The following is a 20249-nucleotide window of genomic DNA, read 5'->3' as shown; positions in this document are numbered from 1 at the left end:
ATCAATTGATTGACGAGCTTAAAATACAATTCTTTAGCCTTAAATACAAGGCAAATTTGCCTTTTTTCAGATCAATCAAATAATTGCTACTATTTATTATTAATGATTTTAACAATTGTCATACTACAACTTAATTAAACAGCTGTCTCCATAACTCAAAAAGCGGTAATTGTTTTCCAGTGCATGATCATACATTTTTTGCCAGTTGTCTCCTACAAACGATGCTAATAAAAGCAACAACGTACTCCGTGGCTGATGAAAATTGGTGAGCAGCAGGTCTACCACGTGGTGCTTATAGCCGGGTACAATAATTATTCGGGTATTTCCTGTAATATAATCCAACTTCAACCGGGTCATGTATTTTAGAATAGCTTCCAATGCCTCATCAATTGTTATTTCTGCGATTCTTTCATAGGGCTCCCATTGTTCCACATCGAAAAATTGCTCCGATTCAGGAAAATGATGATTAATTTGCACTCCTATCCAGTAAAGGCTTTCTAATGTACGGACAGTAGTGGTGCCTACCGCCAACACCGATTGCTTGTTATTGTATAAAGATTCTATTGTTTCCCGGTCAACATGAATATATTCTTCGTGCATCTCGTGACGTCTCACATTATCATGATCTACCGGTCTAAAAGTACCGGCACTCACGTGAAGGGTAAGTTCATGTATGGGAATATTCTGTTGAGCAAGCTTTTGAAACACAGCCGGCGTAAAATGCAATCCTGCCGTGGGTGCAGCAACTGAACCATCGATTTTACTGTATGTAGTTTGATAAGTATATTTATCTTGTTCTTCGGCAGCTCTATTCAAATATGGAGGGATAGGAACATTGCCGGCTATTTCCAAAATATGTGCAAAACTATAATCCGCTGTCCATGTAAAAGCTACCACAACATGCTCGGTTGTTTTGGTAACCAGGTGGGCTTCGAGTCCAATTTCTTCATGGCCTATTAGTTTCAATGGTCCGGACTTCCATTTTTTCAAATTTCCCACAAGGCATTTCCATTGACAGCTATTGCGTGTAGTAAGATTCAAGGCATAATCTGCTGGCTTATGCGGCTCAAGGCAAAAAATTTCGATTTGTGCTCCTGTAATTTTTTGAAAAGGGAGGCGTGCATATAAAACTTTTGTATTATTAAAATACACACTTGTTTGCTCCGGTAGAAGTTCAGGAAGTTCACTAAATACGTGGTCCTCAATGGCACCTTTATTGTACACCAATAGCTTCGAGGCATCCCGTTTTTCCAGGGGATATTTGGCAATTCTTTCTTGCGGTAGATTATAATTGTATTTATTAATGTCGATATCTTTCATGTGATCACTATTCTAAACAAAATCCTTACTTTTGTGTAAAATTTAAGCCACAAAGATAAGCAAACGAAGATAATTATACCCTGTGGGAACAAGCGGAATCTTGTTTGTTTTTATTAAGGAACAGTAAAATAAAACAAAAAAGGAAAAAATGAAATTTAAAAAAGGAGATAAAGTGCGGTTTTTGAATGCCGTAGGCGACGGGCTTGTAACAAAAACAACTGCCGACGGAACTATTTTTGTTTTGGACGAAACAGGTTTTGAAGTACCTGCGGAACAAGATGAACTCATTTTAATTAGTCAATACGAACCACCGGAAACAGACAATAATGATACAGCTGCAGCAGAGCAGGTGGCAGATACCTTTGATTTTTACCCGGAAGTATCCACCATTGAAGGCAACGAAGCAGCTAAAGCATTCTTTGCCATGGTTCCACAACCCGGGCGCGATGCTACCGATGCCGACCTCGATACTTACTTAATTAACGATAGCAATTACATAATTTTCTATAATTTGGTAGAAGCTGGAAAAGACCAATCCAGGGGAATTGATGCCGGCATAGTGGAACCCAACACCAAAATAGCGCTCTTTACATTGCTGAGACATGAAATAGGCAAATCATCTGATTACATTTTCCAGCTAATTTTTTACAGCGAAGGAAATTACAAACCCGTATCTCCCATTGAGAAGAAAATTGTAATCAGTCCTATAAAGCTGTACAAAGAGCAAACATTTAAGGAAAATGAGTTTTTCCATGAAAAATCATTAATTTTTGATCTTGTGGCTATTGAAAAACCAGATGTTCCGCCGCACAAAATTGAGAACGAAGAAAAGGAAAAACTGAAAGAGTTGGAAAAGATGCTGCAAACAAAAAAGAAAGCAGACACCCGACCCAGAAAAACAGTAAAAAAAGTTGAACCGGAAGAGAAACGGGAAATTGATTTACACATTAACGAGCTTGTTGACAATACTACGGGGTTAACTAACGGTGAAATTCTTTCCATACAAATGGATAAATTTAAGTCCGAAATAGAACAGGCCATTAAAGACCATATAAAACGAATAGTTTTTATACATGGCATTGGCAATGGCACATTAAAAAATGAGCTGCGCAAAACACTCACACAACAATATTCTAAGTATGCATTTCATGATGCTTCTTATAAAGAATATGGCTTTGGCGCAACACTCGTAGTATTAAACAACTAAAAACTTTTGGCATATGGCAGTTTTTGAATGGGAACCAAGGTACAGCGTGCACATTGAAGAATTTGATGCACATCATCAAAAATTATTGGCACTTTTAAGAAAGTTACATCAAAGTATGCTCGACGGACAGGGAAAACAAATAGTAGGCACCATACTTGTTGAGCTAAAATCATACACGCAGTACCATTTCGAAGCTGAAGAGGAGAAAATGCAACTTCACGGCTATCCAAAATTTGAGGAACATAAAAAGCAGCATGAAGCTTTAATTGACCAACTTGATGAATTAATTAACGAATACAAAGCAGATAAACGGCAAATAACGACCGACACGTACCGTTTTTTAAACAATTGGCTTACCAACCATATTATGAGCGCAGATAAGCAATACACTGCTTTTTTTAAGGACAAAGACATGTAAGCAATATTTTAAAAACATTACAGCAAGCCGTTCTATCGCGCTTTGCTTAGGCAAAGTGAGGAAAGTCCGGGCAGCAAAGGGCGCTGTGCTTCTTAACCGGAAGATCTCCGTGAGGGGATGAAAGTGCAGAAGAAAATAACCGCCCCGATTCGTCGGGGTAAGGGTGAGAAGGTGAGGTAAGAGCTCACCAGGGCTGTAGGCAACTACAGCTGCTGTGTACTCCGCAGGCTGTAAAACCATGTAAACCAACGCTTGAGGGTTGCCCGCCCAATGTTGGAGGGTAGGTTGCTAGAGGTTGCCAGTGATGGCAATCCCAGATAAATGATAGAATCTCCTGCCATGCAGGATGACAGAACCCGGCTTACAGGCTTGCTGTTAACTTATTAAAGAGGCTGTCTAAAAAGGTTTGAAAACGTCACTCCGAGTTCCCACCTCCCAAAATCCTGGAGGTATACAGACTACACAAAAGGTAACCAGTGAGGGTCTCGCTCGAAGCGAGGCCCTCACTATATATTTAAAATCCGTCACCGGCACCACTCCCCGATCTTTTTATCCGCTTCAAGGGCTCCCAAATCCAGCGCTTTTTGTAAATCGCGGCAACTCCCCTGTCTGTTACCCGTGTGATATCTACAAATGCCTCTACCGTAATACAAATCGGCTTTTTGTGGCCAAAAATCCATGCACATGGCATAATCTTTTTCCGCCTGTGCATAAACTTTACAACTTAGATAAATCTGAGCCCTCAGGTAGTAAAGCTCCGGGTTGTAACTGGCTTTTGCAATAGCCCGGTTGATGTAGGGCAACGCCTTCATGCAACTTCCATTTTGGTATACCATAAAGGCGTAATGATAGAGTGCCTCAGACTTTTCAGGATAGGCCGTTAAATACCTTTCGGCAAATGCTTGCCCTTGCTGAAATTTCTCAAGCGTTCCTGAAACTTCAATGGCAGTGAGATAATAGTCAGGCTGGTAAGGATCAATTTCCACTGCCCGGATTATGCTTTTCAATGCTTTTCTTTCGCGCCCAAGTTTATGCAAAATTTTTGCCCGTAGTGCATAAAATGCTGCCTCATCATCCTCCTCTTCGATGGCGCGGTCGATATCATCTAGGGCAGACTTTGTGAAACCTTGCTCAAAAAGCAGCCTGCTGCGATAAAACCAGGGCATTTCACGGTACGAACGGTCATCAATCAATTCATCGAGCAGGGTAAGTGCAAGATCATAGTTTTGCACCTCCAGCTCTCTTTTGGCCATGGCTACTTTTATATCATAGCTTTTATAATGGTCTCTTTTCCAGATGCTGTCCCATTGGGGCATTTTCTTTAACCTGTCGAAAGCAGTGTCGGTTCTTATGGCTGCCCGTGGTGGCTTATGCCGACTTTCAAGTAATTCAGTCAATATTTCAAATGCTTTATCATAATCCTTTTTTACAGCATAATAACGTAAGAGGTAGTGCAGTCTAATACCCTCGTTGCGATAACTGTCCAATTGTTTGGACAATTGATACATCTCATCAAACCGTGTCGTATACCAGGCCAATTCTAATTTTCGTTTCATCACCCAATCATCGTCATTCTCTGTTTGTAGGAATAATTCCCGGGCAGCTTCATAATTTCCCTCGTTGTATAGCCCCTGCGCTCTCAATAAAAGCGTATCAACCCGGGCCGTGGCCAGCTGGCTGACAAAAACAATAATCAATAATGCGGTTATTCTCATTTACTTTTTCTATTTGGTATGATAAACATGCACAAACCCAACTTTGTAGCGCTCCTCGAGGCCTGAAATACGTTTTTCTTTTAAATTGCAGATATAATAATAAACCCCATTGGGTACGAGTTTACCTGTATGCTTATCGCGACCGTACCACAAAATGAGCGGATCGGTGGTTTCATAAACCAAATTTCCCCAACGGTTAAAAATCTGCACCTCCGCTTCGGCAATGGTTTTCAGAACAATATCGTCTGATGCTTTGGGCCTGAACACATCATTTATACCATCGTTATTTGTGGTGATGACATTGGGTAATTCATAATAATCACATGAATCGATGCAAATTTTTGTGGAGAAATTGCTTTTATTCCCGGCCGAATCTATGGCTTTAGCTGCATAGCAGCCACTTACAGATAATTCGGGTGTATGGCGATACATCGTTGTATCGGGATAAAGAAATTTCTGCAACATTGACAAGGGTTTATCTGTACGCGATGCATAATAAAGTTCCACATCTACCACTTCTGCATCGGTGCTTTGCCAGTTTATTTCATTATAAAAAGCATCACAGTTGGCCACCACACTTATTGCCGGGGCATTTGGTGGCACAGTATCAATCGGTACACCTTCAGCTATTTGAGAAAAATTGACAATGGGATACACAAAACCACTTTCGGTATAGCTGCCTGTGGATTTCACCCTGTAATAAAAAGATTCGTTGTTGGGCAAATCCTGATGCGTATAACTGAGTGAGTCAACTTCCGCCAGCAGGGTTTCATCCGGCCCGTCGACTCGGTAAAAAGCATAACTTTGGTTAATCCACGGTACGTTTTTCTCAACAGTGAGCGCTACCCGGTTGTCGGCGCCATTGGCCTGCAGCCACAATGTACTTGCCACCATAGGTTGCGAAACCAGACCATTATTATTGTGTAACTCTACCTTATAGCTGTATGCATTTGCAGCTGTATTCATCCCGCTATCAACCAAGAGCGTATCATTTAAACCGCTTAATGTAGCTATTGGTGTAGGCTCGAAATTGCTTCCCCAAAGGTCTGGTGACCGGAAAACCTTGTAATTATATGGTCCCGGATGCTCCAGCGTGTCAATTTCAGTGGGTTTACTCCAGGCTAAATATATTTTACCATTGAGGCTGTCGGTTCTTTCCACACTTACGTTGGTAATTACAGGTACGCCTCTAATTAGTGTTTCGCAAACTTCGGCAGATGAATATCCAACAGCATCGTCATATCGCGGTACAACCCTGTAACAATATTGAAATCCCTGTGGTAACCCCGCTCCGCCTGCATTGTCTGTAAAACTTGTTGTGCCGGCTTCCACGCTACCAATTTTCTCATAACCGCTACCGACGGGTATACCTGTAATACATGGATCAAATGTCCACTGATAACTTTGCGTTTTGCGATACAGGTCGTAGCCGTTGGTAGCACACGAAGGATTAAACCAGCTTAGCTCAATACTGTTATTCGTAGGGGTAATGGCTGTAAATTGGGTAGGTGGTCCGTTGACCCAAATTTGAATGTGATGTAAGTCGGCCAAAGGAATATCTTCATCCTGATCTTCGGCTTTTATCACAAGTAAATAAGGTTGACGGCGAATATGACTACAATCTGTACCCCAGCGAATTGCACCATACGTAGTATCGGCTGCTGTTCCGGAGATAGTAAAAATTGCCGGATTGGCCACTTCAAAAGCGCCACCCAGCGGAGTCAGCACCAATTCATCGCCATCGGGATCATAGCCCATAATCTCTATATTCACTGAATCGCCGGCTTCTACGCATATTTGTTGTTCAGAAAGCACCTCAGGCGGCATATTATCCGTTTCGTACACCTCAATTTGTAAATCGCGGGTTATTTGCCCTATTTTAACGCCCTCGCGCCACTCTTCAATGAGAATGGCCACATTAAAAACCCCCAGTTCTGTAGGTTTATCCCAAACCAAATCGCCGGTAGTTTCATTCATGGTAATATCATCAGGAAAGGTAAACCCCTCTATGGGTTGACCGTTCTCACCGGTGCATGGAGTAAGTTTATATGCCAGGCTATCGCCGTCAGGATCCCAGGCTGCCGGGTTGTGTATAAACAAACGGTTCAGGGCCGCTTTGTCGACAGGCGGACTCAACAACTGTGGTGTACTATTGGGGCCCAGTGCCGGGTTAATTTGCATGATGGTTTTAATGGAAAACACCACCGTAACAGAGTTGGGAATGTTCGAAACACCTTCGTTGCGGTTGGGGTCTTCCACTACCAGTTCGTAAGTACCCGGACCGGGAAAAGTGTGGGTAGTAACGTAGGTGTTTTTGCGGTAATAGTCAGGCAAATCGATCATTTCCACACGCTCTACCATGGCAGTGGTATTGTCGCCGAAGGCTATTTCGAGCACAGGCCGATCTACCGGGGGCCAGCCGGAGGTTGTGGGTTGTGTATTGGTAAAGGTGGTTATGGTAATTTCATAGGTAAACTCATCAAGCTGCACATAGGTAATTTCTCCCGCCCGGTTATGTGTAGCCCAGGCGCCGGCTATTAAAAACCAGGCGAGTAAAATGGTCATTATAAACCTTTTATTCCACATGGGCACATGTTTTTCGGGACGACAGCCGGTAGCCCTCCTCATCATTTACAATATTAACAATTAATAAATTGGTCTGGTCGTTGAACAACTCATAAAAAATATGGCAACATACTTCAAACGGTACATTTTTTTCAATTGTTGCTGTATATTTAAAACCGGTTACATCACGCTCCTGAAAAACCTTTTGAAACTCCAACCCCACGGTTTTGTTCATTTGCTTAATATTAAAATGGTTTTCGATGTATTGATTTGCTTCGCTAATAACCGTTTTATCAGCATAGCTCATCTTAAAATCGCGGTTTTGGGTGTGCAAAATGGCATTCTCCAGATCATCGGTAAATACTTTTACCTCTATACCTGCCTGTCCGGATTCATCCACATCGAAATGAACTACACCCAAATGCAGTGGGTGATACAACATCAACGATATGATTAAACTTACGATATTAAACATGCGTAAATTTACTATCTTGCAACCCGAAAACAAAGGCTTTAATTACAAAATGTTTGATACTTATTTTATTCTGGGTCTGGAACACATCGTCAACCTCAAAGGCTACGACCACATAATTTTTCTAATCACCCTATGCGCTGTATACAAAGTTAAAGAGTGGAAACCCCTTTTGATACTGGTGACAGCATTTACCATTGGACATTCGCTCACGCTGGTGCTGGCCACTTTGGATTATATGCATATCAACGCGAAACTTATTGAGGTGCTTATACCGGTAACCATTCTGATATCAGCCATCATCAACATTATCTATCCCACACAACGCAAACTTATGGCGGTAAAATACGGGTTAGCACTTTTTTTCGGTTTAATTCACGGTCTTGGATTTTCGAACTACCTCAGCATGCTCCTCAGCAAGGAACATAGTCTTGTTATGCCCCTGTTTGGTTTCAATACCGGAGTAGAAGGCGGACAAATTCTCATTGTAATTACAATATTGCTAATTAGCTACATGATATTACGGTGTACTTCTGTCAAGTTTCGCGACTGGGTGTTTTTACTTTCGGGGATGGGTATAGGTACCTCCCTGATCATGATTATTGACCGCATTTAAAAACCAGACTTTAACGATTGTTTAACCGTAAAATGGTCTATTTTTATTAGTTTTGAATACCCTAACCCTCAAAATCTGAACTATGAAGATATTCATATTAACGCTTTTTACGATATACCTTTCATTTCCAGGGTTTTCACAGGAATTATCCTATACCACAGACCATTTGGGTACTATTGGCGATGTTTATGCCACCGCCGAATTACAATTAGATACGGCCGAATGGATTCCGGCAGACAGTGTAGACCCACAGTTATGGAATTTCACCTCGCTTCAACCCAATGTGAACGGAACAATTGAGATATTGAGCAAAGATGGCTTCCCCGAACTGGATACATTACCCGAAACCACTATGGTAATGAAAAACCAGGACAACAGCTACACTTGTCTCAACCTGGAAGCTAATGTTCTTTATTTACTTGGAATGTTAATCGACATGGAGGGAGAATTATTCCCTGTATTGCTGGATCCTGCACCGGAATATCTAACCTTTCCCTTAACAATTGGAGCAGGTGGTTCAGAAACCATTAATCATGAAATTGAAGGCACACCCGAAGATTTTAATCTTTCCATACCTTTTCACGATTCCGTAAGGTTTGATATACGAATTACAGCATCACGGATGGTTGAAGATACAGGTACCGTTGAAACCTGGCAATACGCCTATTCGGCATTTAAAGTCTCGAACGCCACCATATTTGAAGTCGATTTATACGGCAAACCTTCCATTGGCGGTTGGTATCTCATGGAGGATGATGTGGCTGTAGATTCTACTAAAGGACTACAGTTTTATACGCCCGAATATGGTGTTCCTGTAGTAGAAATACAAATGAACTGGGACAACGAAATACAGGGGATGCGCATGATTGATGAAAATGCGCAAAATATTACGTACCCTGTACAACAAAATATCGCAATGTATCCTAACCCGGTGCAATCGGGGAATACACTCCATTTCAACAGGGCTGTCTCCGGTGTGAGCCTGTTTGATATGAATGGCCGGCTTGTTTTAAAAAGCAGCACACCCGATAGCAAAATCAAGTTACCCGATTTGCCATCCGGTATTTACATCCTGAAAAGCAAAAATATGCCTGAGGCAAAAAAAATTATTGTTCAATAGAAACAGCGCCGGGAGTTTAATTTATTTGAATAAGTAACCAGATTTCACTACATTACCTATGTAGACCCATTTAGGTCTAATATTGTTGCACAAATGAATTGACGTCTAAAAAAACAAACAGATGATAATTGACACTTTACAAAGTTTTTATTCCGTAATGTCGGCCACAAAAAAAACCAGGAAAAAATTAGTGGCCCAATACCTTGAGACCAATGCCATTTCGGACATCCATGATATTGAGCAACTCAAGACACATCTTGCGTCACTGGAGCATATTCCCCGCGAAAACAATAGTTTTATACTGAAAATTGATACGAAAAAGACCATAAAAGTCGACCTAAGCTATGAAATAGATGAGCTAAAAAGAGACATACTGTTTCTTGAAAAAGGAGAAGACGCCTTTAACAAGCACTTACAAAGCATACATCCGCATTTTGCTGAGCAGGTGAGCCAGGGGATTGAATTTTTGAGCAATAAAACCATCAGCAACCTAATCACCGACCGCGACGGCACCATCAATAATTATTGCGGCCGTTACCGCTCGTCTATCCAGTCGCTCTACAATGCCGTATTTCTCACCCGTTTTGCCCGCAGCGCCGCACAGAATACTATTGTACTCACTTCTGCCCCACTGCAAGATCCCGGTCTGGTAGATGTAAGCACCACCCCGGATAAAGATTTTATTTATGCTGCATCGAAAGGCCGTGAATTTATGGTGGAAGGAAAACGCCATCAACTGGAGATAAAAGAAGAAAAACAAGCCCGGCTGAATGAACTCAATCGAAAAATTGATGAATTATTACAAAACCCGGATTATGAAAAATTCGGTCTCATAGGCTCGGGCATACAGCACAAATTCGGGCAAACAACCATAGCACGGCAGGATGTAAGCCAATCGGTGCCGGAAAAAGAATCTATGGAATTTCTAAAAACCGTTATTGCAGTGATGAATAAAATTGACCCCGAAAAAAAACACTTCCGGGTAGAAGATACCGGTAAAGACATTGAAATAATTCTAACTGTAGACAGCGATACAGGCCAGTCTAAAGATTTTGACAAAGGTGACGGCGTGATGTATTTAAATGAATCGTTGAATCTTAAAATTGAACATGGCGAAAACCTCGTTTGTGGCGACACGCATTCTGATGTGGCCATGGTGAAAAAAGTGGCAGAACAATCCAAAGACACAGCTGTTATTTTTGTTACGGAAGACAAAAACCTGATGGACGAAGTACTTGAATCAGTCCCAAAACAACAATGTCTGTTTGTTACAGCACCAGACATACTGGTAAGCATTTTCAATGAAATAGCGAGAAAATAAAAACTGATAAACAACAACTTAAAATACACCTATATGCAAGTCAAAGGAGTAATATTTGATTTAGATGGCGTAATAACCCAAACGGCCAGTGTGCATTTCAGGGCATGGAAACGCACGTTTGAAGATTTTCTGAAAAACCAGGAAGCAGATACCACATTTACTTATGAAGATGATTATGTACCTTATGTCGATGGCAAACCCCGATACAAAGGTGTGCAATCTTTTGTGGAATCAAGGGGATTTAAATTGCCCTTTGGAGACCCAACTGACAAGGCCGGCAAAATGACCTATTGTGGTATAGGCAACAGTAAAAATATAGCCTTTCGTGAGGTCATAAAAGAAGAAGATGTGGATTTATACGACTCTACGCTGGCGTTTATCAATGAACTACAAAAAAATAATATTCATATTGGCGTGGCCTCTTCCAGCAAAAATTGCCGTTTTATACTGGAAAGTGTGAACCTGGCCAACCGTTTCGAAACGATTGTTGATGGTGAAGTTTCGCAAAAACTACAGCTAAAAGGAAAACCCGAGGCCGATATTTTTGAGAAGGCTGCCAGCGATATGGGATTGCATCCCAAAGAGTGCGTGGTGGTGGAAGATGCCATTTCTGGCGTACAGGCCGGACGCAATGGTAACTTTGGCCTTGTTTTGGGTATAACCCGTACAGGCGACAAGCAATCTCTTCTGGCCAATGGTGCCGATATTGTTGTAAACGATATGGAAGAAATTACCTTTGCCAATATATTGCAGTGGTTTAAAAATGATGTATACGAAGACAACTGGCACCTGACTTATCACGGGTTCAACCCGGAAGAAGAATTGCTACGCGAAGTACTTACAACTACAGGAAACGGTTATTTTGGTTCGCGCGGAACCTTTGAAAGCCAGCGTGCAGATGATGATACCCACTATCCGGGGACTTACGTGGCAGGTGTTTTTAATAAAATCCCTTCTAAAGTACACGACAAAACCATTTACAACAACGATTTTGTCAACATACCCAACTGGCTGCTCATTGAGATTAAAATAGGTGATAAGGAAAAACCGCTTAAACTGGAAAATTGCGAAATACTGGAATATGAGCACCGCCTTAATATGCGCGATGCCATCATGACACGGTATATGGTGTTGCGCGACAAAAATGGACGGGAAACAGAAATTAATGTCGAGCGTTTTGCCAACATACAATTGCCCCACCACGGACACATTAAATACGAAATTACACCACTGAATTATAACGAAAACATTACGATAATAAGCGGTATCGACGGCTCCATTATTAACTACGGAGTACCCCGTTACCGGCAATTGAACTCCAAGCATCTCGAGGTGGTGGAGAAAAAAGCCGAAAACAGCACCATCTATCTACATGCCCGTACCAACTCCTCAAAAGCAGACATACATACGACCATCAGGAATCAGCTTTTCGAAGAAGAAAAACAATACCAGTTGCACACAAGTGAGGTGGTAGAAAAAGACGAAGAGATCTACGAAAACATCAAATTCAAAGCCCAAAAAGGCAAAACTTATAAGCTGGAAAAAACTGCAGCCATCTTCACTTCGCGCGATATGGATGTGGTTGATCCCAAACAATCGTCGCTCATGAATGCCTTGAATGCGGCCGACTTTGAAACCCTGTTCACCTCACACCGCGACTATTGGCACGGCATGTGGGAAAAGACCGGCATTGAAATCGAAGGCGACCGTTTCACCCAGAAAGTAGCCCGGCTGCACACATACCATCTATTGGTTACAGGCTCTCCCCATAACCAGAACTTCGACGCAGGCATACCCGCACGCGGGCTGCATGGCGAAGCTTATCGCGGACACATCTTCTGGGACGAAATTTATATTTTACCCTTCTACGTTAAACACTACCCTGAAATAGTAAAAGCTTTTATCAAATACCGCTACCGCCGGTTAGACGATGCCCGGGCCTATGCACATGAACATGGATACAGCGGTGCCATGTTCCCCTGGCAAACCGCGGATGACGGCAAAGAAGAAACACAGGTTATACACTTCAACCCCGTTTCTGGCGACTGGGGACCAGACCTTAGCCGCAGGCAACGACATGTATCCATTGCCATTGCATACAATGTGCTGGAATACATGAAATACACCGAAGATGATGCCTTTTTCGAAAACTATGGCAGCGACCTCTACTATTCTATTTGCCGATTCTGGGCCAGCATAGCTGAATACAACGAAGATGACGACCGCTACCACATTAATGGTGTGATGGGGCCCGATGAGTTTCATGAAAAATATCCGGGTAAACCCGACGAAGAAGGCGGCATAAACGATAACGCATACACCAACGTGTTGGTGAGCTGGCTATTGAACCGCGCCGTAGAACTACTCGACGAAATACCCGAAACACTCATAAAGCGCATCAACCCAACCGATGAAGAAGTTGAACGATGGAAAAATATTGCTTCCAAGCTCCACGTTCCCATAAGCGATGATGGCATCATAGAGCAATATGCCGGATATTTTGACCTGAAAGAGCTTGACTGGGCACATTACAAAGAAAAGTACGGCAACATTCGCCGTATGGACCGCATTCTGAAATCAGAAAACGATTCGCCCGATAACTATAAAGTATCCAAGCAGGCCGACGTGCTCATGATTTGCTTTTTATTACAGCCACAGCAAGTGAAAGAAACACTGCAAAGATTGGGCTACGAATGCGATGACCCGGTGGAGATACTCCGTAAAAATTTTGACTATTACATACAACGCACCAGTCACGGCTCCACGCTGAGTTACGTGGTACACAGCTACGTACTCAAATATCTTAACGTAGACAAAAAAGTGCTCTGGAAATGGTTTACCAATGCCATGGAGAGTGACATTTACGATACGCAGGGCGGCACCACCCGCGAAGGTATTCATGCGGGCGTGATGGCCGGTTCACTCGACATTATGATTAAGAACTTTGCCGGTTTAAAAATGAATGAAACCATTGAAATTGCCCCTAACCTGCCCGAGCATTGGGAGCACTTGTCGTTTAACTTGCAATATAAAGGATCAACATTTAGTTACACCATCACCCAGAATGAAGTTGTGATTAAACCCGTGGAAACGGTGGCGCAGGGTTTCCAGTTTAAGATTGCAGGCAAAACCCACAGCATGGAAAACCGGAAGGAACTCAAGGTGAAGTACTAACTACAGTAAAAACAAATATAAACCCCAGGCACCCAGCCTGGGGTTTATATACTTTTAAAAGTATAAAAAAGAAAAAAATGTCCGCAAGAAAATTCTCGCGGACATTTAAAACTTGTAATAAGTCAATTACTTTGAAGTCCAAAGTATTCCTTACCCGTGAATCTACTTTTTCTGTTTCTATTTGATTACAATTCTAATGATCTCGGCTTGATCATTATCAGAGTTTACCCGCATTAAATATACACCTGCATTCAGGTTATCTATATTTAATTCAGATTCATGGGCCGCTACTTTTTTACTAAGAACAACCTCTCCTACCACGCTCATTAATTGAATTGTTTCAATATAAACTTCACTCTTAACTATTACCCATCCCGATGCAGGATTAGGATAAACGCTAAGCTTACTAACTTCCATTTGCTCAATACCTGTTGTGGTGTCTATCAGGGTAATGGTTTCATTTACATTCTGATCAACTACCGAAATATTCCCATCGGCATCATTATAACCCTCAAGTGAAACAGAATAGCTATAAGTTCCACTACTCACATCAGTAAATTCAGCAATACCTGAATCATTTGTTAAGGTTTCACCATATCCAGACATAGTAACACTTGCATTGCCCAGCGGATTGGTACCGTCATTTATTGTAAAAGTAACAGCGTAAGTGACAGCAGCTTCCTGCAGGGTAATATTTTGGTTTGTATTTGCATCATTAACAGTTATTGTGCCCTGTGTTTGTTCATAACCAACCATGGAAACAACATAATCATAATTGCCATTGATTGTATCAATATGCGCCACACCATTGGTGTTTGTAATCAAATTTCTATCACCTATAGTAACAGTTACGCCTTCTATCGGATTAGAAGCTTCATCTAAAATAGTGAATGTTATTGTGTAAAGAGGTTGCATTGTAAATTCAATATTCAGGTCTGCACCGTCAACAGTTAATTCACTTGATTGTGACTGGTAACCATCTTTCGAAAATGCACAGGTATATGTACCATTAACTGTATCAACCAAAGCAATTCCGCTAAAATCTGTAATCAGAGTATCCTCTCCAAAAGCAATTTCAACCTCTGGTAAGGGATTGTTGCCATCTGTTACATTAAACTGAACCGTATAAAGCGGAGTAAGCGCAATCTCCACTGTTTCATCAGCACCATCAACAACAATTTCTCCAGCCAGACTTTGGTAACCCTCAATTTCAACATAGTAACCATACGTACCATCGACCAGTTCCACATCCAGGTTACCATTTGCATCAGTACTAAAAACATTTCCGGCTATTTCTACCTGTACATTCTCAACAGGATCCGAATCCACTGTTATATGAAAGGTAACGATATGAATTTCGTGCAAAGTAATGTTTTTGGTTAATGCTTCACCGCTTACAGTAAGGGTTTCGGAATGAGTTAAATATCCATCTTTTGTAATGGTATAGTCATATTCATCATCAGGTAATACAATCACTGTATTACCATCCTGGTCGGTAGTTAAAACATCACCATTGGATAAACTAACCTCAGCACCGACAATAGGATTTGTACCGTCAGAGACACTAAAAGTTACCTCGTAGCGTGGTAAAATAACTCTTGCAGTATCAGTATTAAGGGTTAAATCAGGATAGCGTTCATTTGTAATTGTACAGGAATAATTGGTTGAATCTACAAATGGAATTAAAAGACTATTGGTATCAGTTGTGGCAATAAGGTTTGTATCTTTATACCACATGTACTCATTATCTATGCATGAATCATTAACGCTTAGTAAGACCTCTTCACCATCGATTGTAAACTCAGGTGCTTCCATCATTTGTTGTGGTGCATAAGCATAATCCGTTCCCATTACAGTCCAGTCAATTCCCGCACTATCCAGATCTGTAAAATTAAATTGATTTTCATGGATATAGGAAACACTTAAGTTGGTAAGTTCAGAGAAATCCGGCAATTGAGAAAAATTATTATTGCTTAAATATAAATATTTTAAATTCACAAGATTTCCTAGTTCTTCCGGAATCGCACCAGTGAATTGTTCATTTCTAAAAGCCAATTTTTCTAAAGCTGTCAGGGATCCTATTTCTGCAGGAATTGTTCCGGTTATTGACTCATTATCATAAATATAAAGCACTTTAAGGCTATCCAGGTTGCCCACCTCAGGAGTTAATGTACCACTTAGATTATTTTGGTATAATTCAATGCCAGTTACGCGACTCCCATTCACTGTAACGCCATTCCAGGTATAAACAGGAGATTCTGAAAGCCAGTTTTCATTATCGGTCCAGCTTTCGCCATTAGTGCTATTATATAAAGCCACTAAAGCATCATAATCCTGAATTTTCACTCCCTGGATGATGTTTGCACCAACTGCCATTGTATAAAGTGTAAGATCCGGATAAGTCGCATTCGTAACCATGCAATAATATGTACTTTCATCAGTTACATCATAGGTAAGTATACTATCAGTTTCGCCCGTGTATATCTCTCCATTGCGCATCCACTGATAATCATTAGTAGTGCTTTCTGATATGACAGTAAGAGTTACAGTACTTCCAACCGTATCGATTTGTTGCGATAGAATATCTTGTGGGGTATAGGTAAAATTAGGAATTTCACTTGCCAGATACCCTGTGTTTTCAAAATCTGCAAAAGTAAATTGATTTTCTTGAGCATAGAAATAATACAAACCAGCGTAACTGCTTCCAATATCGGAAAGATCAGGTAAAGAATCAAGGTTATTATCATCAAGCAGTAGTGCAAAGCAAAAGGATAAATTATTTAACGATGCCGGAACAGCGCCTTCAAATTTATTTCCAGAAAGGCCAAGGGCATATAATGAACTAAGATTTCCCAACTCAGAAGGAATTGCACCAGTGAACTCGTTGTGATATAGATATAAATCCTCTAATTCAGACAAATCTCCTAATTCTGCAGGCAATTCACCTCCTAAATTGTTTTTATTGAATTTGACATAAACAAGTTTATCAAGAAACTGAATATCAGAAGGTAATATTCCTGTTAAATTATTCTCTTCCAAACTAATTTGTCTTACTCTACTCCCTTCGACAGTAATGCCATACCATTCTTCCACATTTGCCTCTGTCATCCAGTTCTCTTTGTTCTTCCAGTTGTCGCCATCTGTAGCATCGTATAAAGCCACAAGTGCATTATACTCTTCGATAGCCACACCATGGCTGGTTTCACCTGAGTACACCTCATACGTCTCGAGGATCAATTCAGGAAATTGCGCATTTGAGATTTTACATGAATAGTAATCAGAAGATGAATTGGTTACAGTAATATTATTGATTGAAGTGGTATCAAATGCGGTACCGTTTTTCAGCCAGATATATTCATTGCCTGTACCACCGATATTCGCTGTAAGTGTAAGCTGATCTCCATTTTTAATGGTGTCTGGTTGCGGTGCATAACCCTGTTGAGCATAATAAAATTCGTCGATTGACCAATCGACTCCGGCTTGTTCCAAATCTCCAAAATCAAGATTATTTTCTTGTACTGTAATCATAAAAATAGTAGTTAAGCCGGTAAGATCTGGCAGCTCAGTAAAATTATTATATTCAACAAAGAAATAATCCATATTGGTATAATTACCCATTTCAGGAGGGATAGCACCTTCCAACTCATTATACTGTAATGAAAGGTGGTATAAATCATTAAGGTTTCCTAATTCAGGAGGGAGGGTTCCAGTTAGCTGATTTCTATCCAAATGAAGTCCTGTTATTTTTGTTAAATTTCCTAAAGATGAAGGGATGGCACCTGTTAAATTATTGCCACTAAGTGCTAAATCTTCTAAATTCAATAAATCACCAAGTTCTTCAGGAATAGTACCTTCCAATTCATTGTCGTTAAGTAACAATCTTGTTAAGTTTGGCATGTTCCCTAACTCCGGAGGAATAGTGCCGGTAAACTGGTTTTCAGAAATAGTTAAATCAGAAAGATAGGTCAAATTGCTGAGTTCAAACGGGATATCTCCTGATAATTGATTGTTCCAGAGTATCAACTTCGTTAACTTGCTCAGATTTGCCAACTCTGAAGGAAGATTACCAGTAAGCTGATTGCTACCAAGATTAAGGATTGATAATTCAGATAAACTTCCGGTTTCAACAGGTATATTACCAGAGATTTCATTTCTTGATAAATCCAATTGCGTCAGATTGGTAAGATTCTGAATGTCGGCAGATAGGGTTCCTGTAATAGTGTTATCTTTCATTTTTAGGAGTTCCAGACCTGTCAACGTCCATAGCTCATCAGCAAGATTACCTGAAACATTTTGTGAAGTACTGTAATCAATATAAAAGTCGATAGCGGTAACACGATTATTCTCAACCGTAATTCCCCACCAATCTTTCACCGGCTGATCGCTTAGCCAATTATCCTGCATTGTCCAGTTTGTACCATTCATCTTATTATAAATGGCCACAAGCGCTAAACTATCAGCTTCTAAACAGAGGTTAGATTCTGACCGAACATTTGTTTTAATATTCAGTTCACTAAGTTCCCTTTGATACTTTAACAACTTTTTTTGCAATACCTCATTCCTCCCTTTATTATTTAAAGGGTTAATGAGGTTTTCTTTTTTTCCATCTGGAGAAGAAAAAACATCAAATTTCTGATTTTGTGCGTTGATAAATGTTGAAAAAAACACAACAAAACCAACAATGGTAATTAAGCGTTTCATAAAATGTAAATAATTAAATAATTAAACAATATAATTCTATTCTATAATAACAGGATAATAATCAGACCACATAGCATACAATGAATTATGAAAGGACAATCCAATCAAATTCCTTACATACTATAATTTTGTTATATTATTTAAGCCCACAAAAGAAATAAATAAAACCCATATATTCAACTCATTTCTGCCACATCAATACATTTATTACCGTTAAAGCATATCAATCAAACCTTTAGCATACAAATATTTTTTGTTATAACTAAAAAATTTAGATTATCAGAATTCATTTCAATAAAAGCTGATTCGTATCAATTTGATTAATTTGACTACAAATGATGTAGGGCAAGAAAGCAAAACCTGGTTTATTGGCTTCGCAGAATACCTACACCGAGGATTATATCATTTCACAACACCAATTGATACATTATACGGGCAAAACCGTAGAAATTTATTACAATCACGAGCGTATTGCATTCCACAAACGGAGCTACGAAAAAGGTGTTTACATCACTGTCAAAGACCACCTGGGCAGTCAGCAAAAAGCATACACTGAGTATAATGTAGACTATTTTGTAAACAAAGCGGCAAAACACGGCAAGCATGTAACCGAATGTATAAAAGGTGTGCTCTCTTTTGGAGAATACCCCAAAACACAATACAAGCGCGCAATGGGCATCATACAACTGAATCGCAGCTATGGTTCTGACCGCCTGAACACAGCTTGTAAAATAGCTATCGAAGCAGGTACCTTTTCATACAAAAAAATATCTAACATATTAAAAAACAACATGGATAGAATTAATGCAGAAAAATAGTTGGAAATAAACTTTGCAACACATATTCCTAAACACTCGAACATAAGAGGTGCAAGTAATTACAAATAATTTAAAACGAAAGAAAAATGAACAACAATCAAACAGTAGAGAAGCTTAGGAACATGCGGTTAAGCGCAATGGCCGAAACGCATTTGCAGCATGTAAAAAACAACCAGTTCAACGACCTTACGCCGGATGAATACGTTGCTTTACTGGCCGATCATGAATGGGAAGACAGGCAGAACAGGAAAATCAGCCGTTTGATCAAAGCGGCCAATTTCAGACAAAAAGCATCTATTGCTGATGTTAGCTTTTCTGAAAGAAGAAATTTGGACAAAAACATGTTCAACCGTCTGGCAAAGCTTGATTTTTTGCAAAAAAGAGAAAACATAATCATTACCGCTCCATCTGGTGTTGGCAAAAGCTATCTTGCACATGCTTTAGGCCATCAGGCTTGTCTGATGGGGTATAAAGTCCACAATACCGGAGTATCAAGATTAATGGAAAAACTCACACTATGCAAAGTTGATGGAACATATATCAAAGAACTCAAAAAGCTTGAAAAAAGTGATTTGCTCATACTCTATGATTTTTGACTGCAACCATATGACAACAAATCACGTGAAAAAATGATGGATATTATTTATGACCGTTTTGACCGTAAATCGACCATTATATCATCACAAATCCCAGTCTCTGTATGGTATGATCTTATTGGAGAAGGGACAATAGCAGATGCTATTTTGGATCGGTTGGTAAACTCTTCTCACAGGATCGACCTCAAAGGAGAATCGTTAAGAAA

The 20249-nt window shown here is 40.3% G+C and carries 12 protein-coding genes, 1 other RNA gene and 1 pseudogene; 9 read left to right on the top strand and 5 right to left on the bottom strand.

Annotation, left to right across the window (positions count from 1 at the left end; all coding sequences use genetic code 11):
- Positions 1-123: 123 nt before the first annotated feature.
- Positions 124-1320: an S-adenosylmethionine:tRNA ribosyltransferase-isomerase gene (locus tag ACTB0Y_RS08680; protein WP_463206421.1), complete on the bottom strand. Its 1197-nt coding sequence runs from the start codon at positions 1318-1320 to the stop codon at positions 124-126.
- 148 nt (positions 1321-1468) lie between these two features.
- Between ACTB0Y_RS08680 and ACTB0Y_RS08675 the strand changes: the two genes are divergently transcribed.
- The 3 genes from ACTB0Y_RS08675 (at position 1469) to rnpB (ending at position 3325) form a co-directional block, all read left to right on the top strand.
- Positions 1469-2527, top strand: a complete 1059-nt coding sequence (locus ACTB0Y_RS08675) for a Smr/MutS family protein (protein WP_463206420.1) — start codon at positions 1469-1471, stop codon at positions 2525-2527.
- A 13-nt stretch (positions 2528-2540) separates the two neighbouring features.
- Positions 2541-2945, top strand: coding sequence for a bacteriohemerythrin (locus tag ACTB0Y_RS08670; RefSeq protein WP_463206419.1), 405 nt, complete (start codon positions 2541-2543; stop codon positions 2943-2945).
- A gap of 19 nt (positions 2946-2964) precedes the next feature.
- An RNA gene (gene rnpB / locus ACTB0Y_RS08665) (RNase P RNA component class A) lies at positions 2965-3325 on the top strand.
- Positions 3326-3469: 144 nt separating this feature from the next.
- Here the strand turns inward: rnpB and ACTB0Y_RS08660 are convergent.
- From ACTB0Y_RS08660 to ACTB0Y_RS08650, 3 genes are read right to left on the bottom strand one after another with little or no spacing between them, the layout of a single operon-like run.
- Positions 3470-4660 (bottom strand): tetratricopeptide repeat protein, encoded by a 1191-nt coding sequence (locus ACTB0Y_RS08660; protein WP_463206418.1) that lies wholly within the window; start codon positions 4658-4660, stop codon positions 3470-3472.
- 9 nt (positions 4661-4669) lie between these two features.
- Positions 4670-7246: a T9SS type B sorting domain-containing protein gene (locus ACTB0Y_RS08655; RefSeq protein ID WP_463206417.1), complete on the bottom strand. Its 2577-nt coding sequence runs from the start codon at positions 7244-7246 to the stop codon at positions 4670-4672.
- A complete protein-coding gene (locus ACTB0Y_RS08650; RefSeq protein ID WP_463206416.1) occupies positions 7236-7667 on the bottom strand; it encodes a DUF6702 family protein in 432 nt (143 codons plus the stop codon). The genes ACTB0Y_RS08655 and ACTB0Y_RS08650 overlap by 11 nt, the downstream gene beginning before the upstream one ends.
- A gap of 7 nt (positions 7668-7674) precedes the next feature.
- Here ACTB0Y_RS08650 and ACTB0Y_RS08645 point away from each other — a divergent pair, with 7 nt between their 5' ends.
- The 4 genes from ACTB0Y_RS08645 to ACTB0Y_RS08630 all read left to right on the top strand — a co-directional run bounded on the left by ACTB0Y_RS08645 (position 7675) and on the right by ACTB0Y_RS08630 (position 13928).
- Positions 7675-8313 carry a HupE/UreJ family protein gene (locus tag ACTB0Y_RS08645; protein WP_463206415.1) on the top strand — a complete coding sequence of 213 codons (639 nt, stop codon included), beginning with the start codon at positions 7675-7677 and terminating at the stop codon, positions 8311-8313.
- 82 nt (positions 8314-8395) lie between these two features.
- On the top strand, positions 8396-9433 hold the full coding sequence (locus ACTB0Y_RS08640; RefSeq protein ID WP_463206414.1) for a T9SS type A sorting domain-containing protein: 1038 nt from the start codon (positions 8396-8398) through the stop codon (positions 9431-9433).
- A 121-nt stretch (positions 9434-9554) separates the two neighbouring features.
- Complete coding sequence (locus ACTB0Y_RS08635; protein ID WP_463206413.1) at positions 9555-10754, top strand: hypothetical protein; 1200 nt, start codon at positions 9555-9557, stop codon at positions 10752-10754.
- 33 nt (positions 10755-10787) lie between these two features.
- Positions 10788-13928 (top strand): beta-phosphoglucomutase family hydrolase, encoded by a 3141-nt coding sequence (locus ACTB0Y_RS08630; RefSeq protein ID WP_463206412.1) that lies wholly within the window; start codon positions 10788-10790, stop codon positions 13926-13928.
- Between the two features lie 177 nt (positions 13929-14105).
- On the opposite strand, the gene ACTB0Y_RS08625 is transcribed toward ACTB0Y_RS08630, so the two are convergent.
- Entirely contained in the window at positions 14106-18629 is a 4524-nt protein-coding gene (locus tag ACTB0Y_RS08625; protein WP_463206411.1) for a carboxypeptidase regulatory-like domain-containing protein, read from the bottom strand.
- A gap of 368 nt (positions 18630-18997) precedes the next feature.
- Between ACTB0Y_RS08625 and ACTB0Y_RS08620 the strand changes: the two genes are divergently transcribed.
- Positions 18998-19447 (top strand): hypothetical protein, encoded by a 450-nt coding sequence (locus ACTB0Y_RS08620; protein ID WP_463206410.1) that lies wholly within the window; start codon positions 18998-19000, stop codon positions 19445-19447.
- An 86-nt stretch (positions 19448-19533) separates the two neighbouring features.
- A pseudogene (gene istB, locus ACTB0Y_RS08615) lies at positions 19534-20249 on the top strand (IS21-like element helper ATPase IstB); the annotation flags it as partial.

Source organism: Salinivirga sp. (assembly GCF_055145285.1).
The sequence above is the reverse complement of the archived record's forward strand: the minus strand, read 5'-3'. Positions and strand labels throughout refer to the sequence as shown.

What these genes read in the sequence shown, in the direction of transcription:
- ACTB0Y_RS08640 (WP_463206414.1), top strand. Translation starts at nt 8,396, where the DNA reads ATGAAGATATTCATATTAACGCTTTTTACGATATACCTTTCATTTCCA.
- ACTB0Y_RS08655 (WP_463206417.1), bottom strand. Translation starts at nt 7,246, where the DNA reads ATGTGGAATAAAAGGTTTATAATGACCATTTTACTCGCCTGGTTTTTA.
- ACTB0Y_RS08660 (WP_463206418.1), bottom strand. Translation starts at nt 4,660, where the DNA reads ATGAGAATAACCGCATTATTGATTATTGTTTTTGTCAGCCAGCTGGCC.
- ACTB0Y_RS08630 (WP_463206412.1), top strand. Translation starts at nt 10,788, where the DNA reads ATGCAAGTCAAAGGAGTAATATTTGATTTAGATGGCGTAATAACCCAA.
- ACTB0Y_RS08675 (WP_463206420.1), top strand. Translation starts at nt 1,469, where the DNA reads ATGAAATTTAAAAAAGGAGATAAAGTGCGGTTTTTGAATGCCGTAGGC.
- ACTB0Y_RS08650 (WP_463206416.1), bottom strand. Translation starts at nt 7,667, where the DNA reads ATGTTGTATCACCCACTGCATTTGGGTGTAGTTCATTTCGATGTGGAT.
- ACTB0Y_RS08670 (WP_463206419.1), top strand. Translation starts at nt 2,541, where the DNA reads ATGGCAGTTTTTGAATGGGAACCAAGGTACAGCGTGCACATTGAAGAA.
- ACTB0Y_RS08645 (WP_463206415.1), top strand. Translation starts at nt 7,675, where the DNA reads ATGATTAAACTTACGATATTAAACATGCGTAAATTTACTATCTTGCAA.
- ACTB0Y_RS08625 (WP_463206411.1), bottom strand. Translation starts at nt 18,629, where the DNA reads ATGAAACGCTTAATTACCATTGTTGGTTTTGTTGTGTTTTTTTCAACA.
- ACTB0Y_RS08635 (WP_463206413.1), top strand. Translation starts at nt 9,555, where the DNA reads ATGATAATTGACACTTTACAAAGTTTTTATTCCGTAATGTCGGCCACA.
- ACTB0Y_RS08680 (WP_463206421.1), bottom strand. Translation starts at nt 1,320, where the DNA reads ATGAAAGATATCGACATTAATAAATACAATTATAATCTACCGCAAGAA.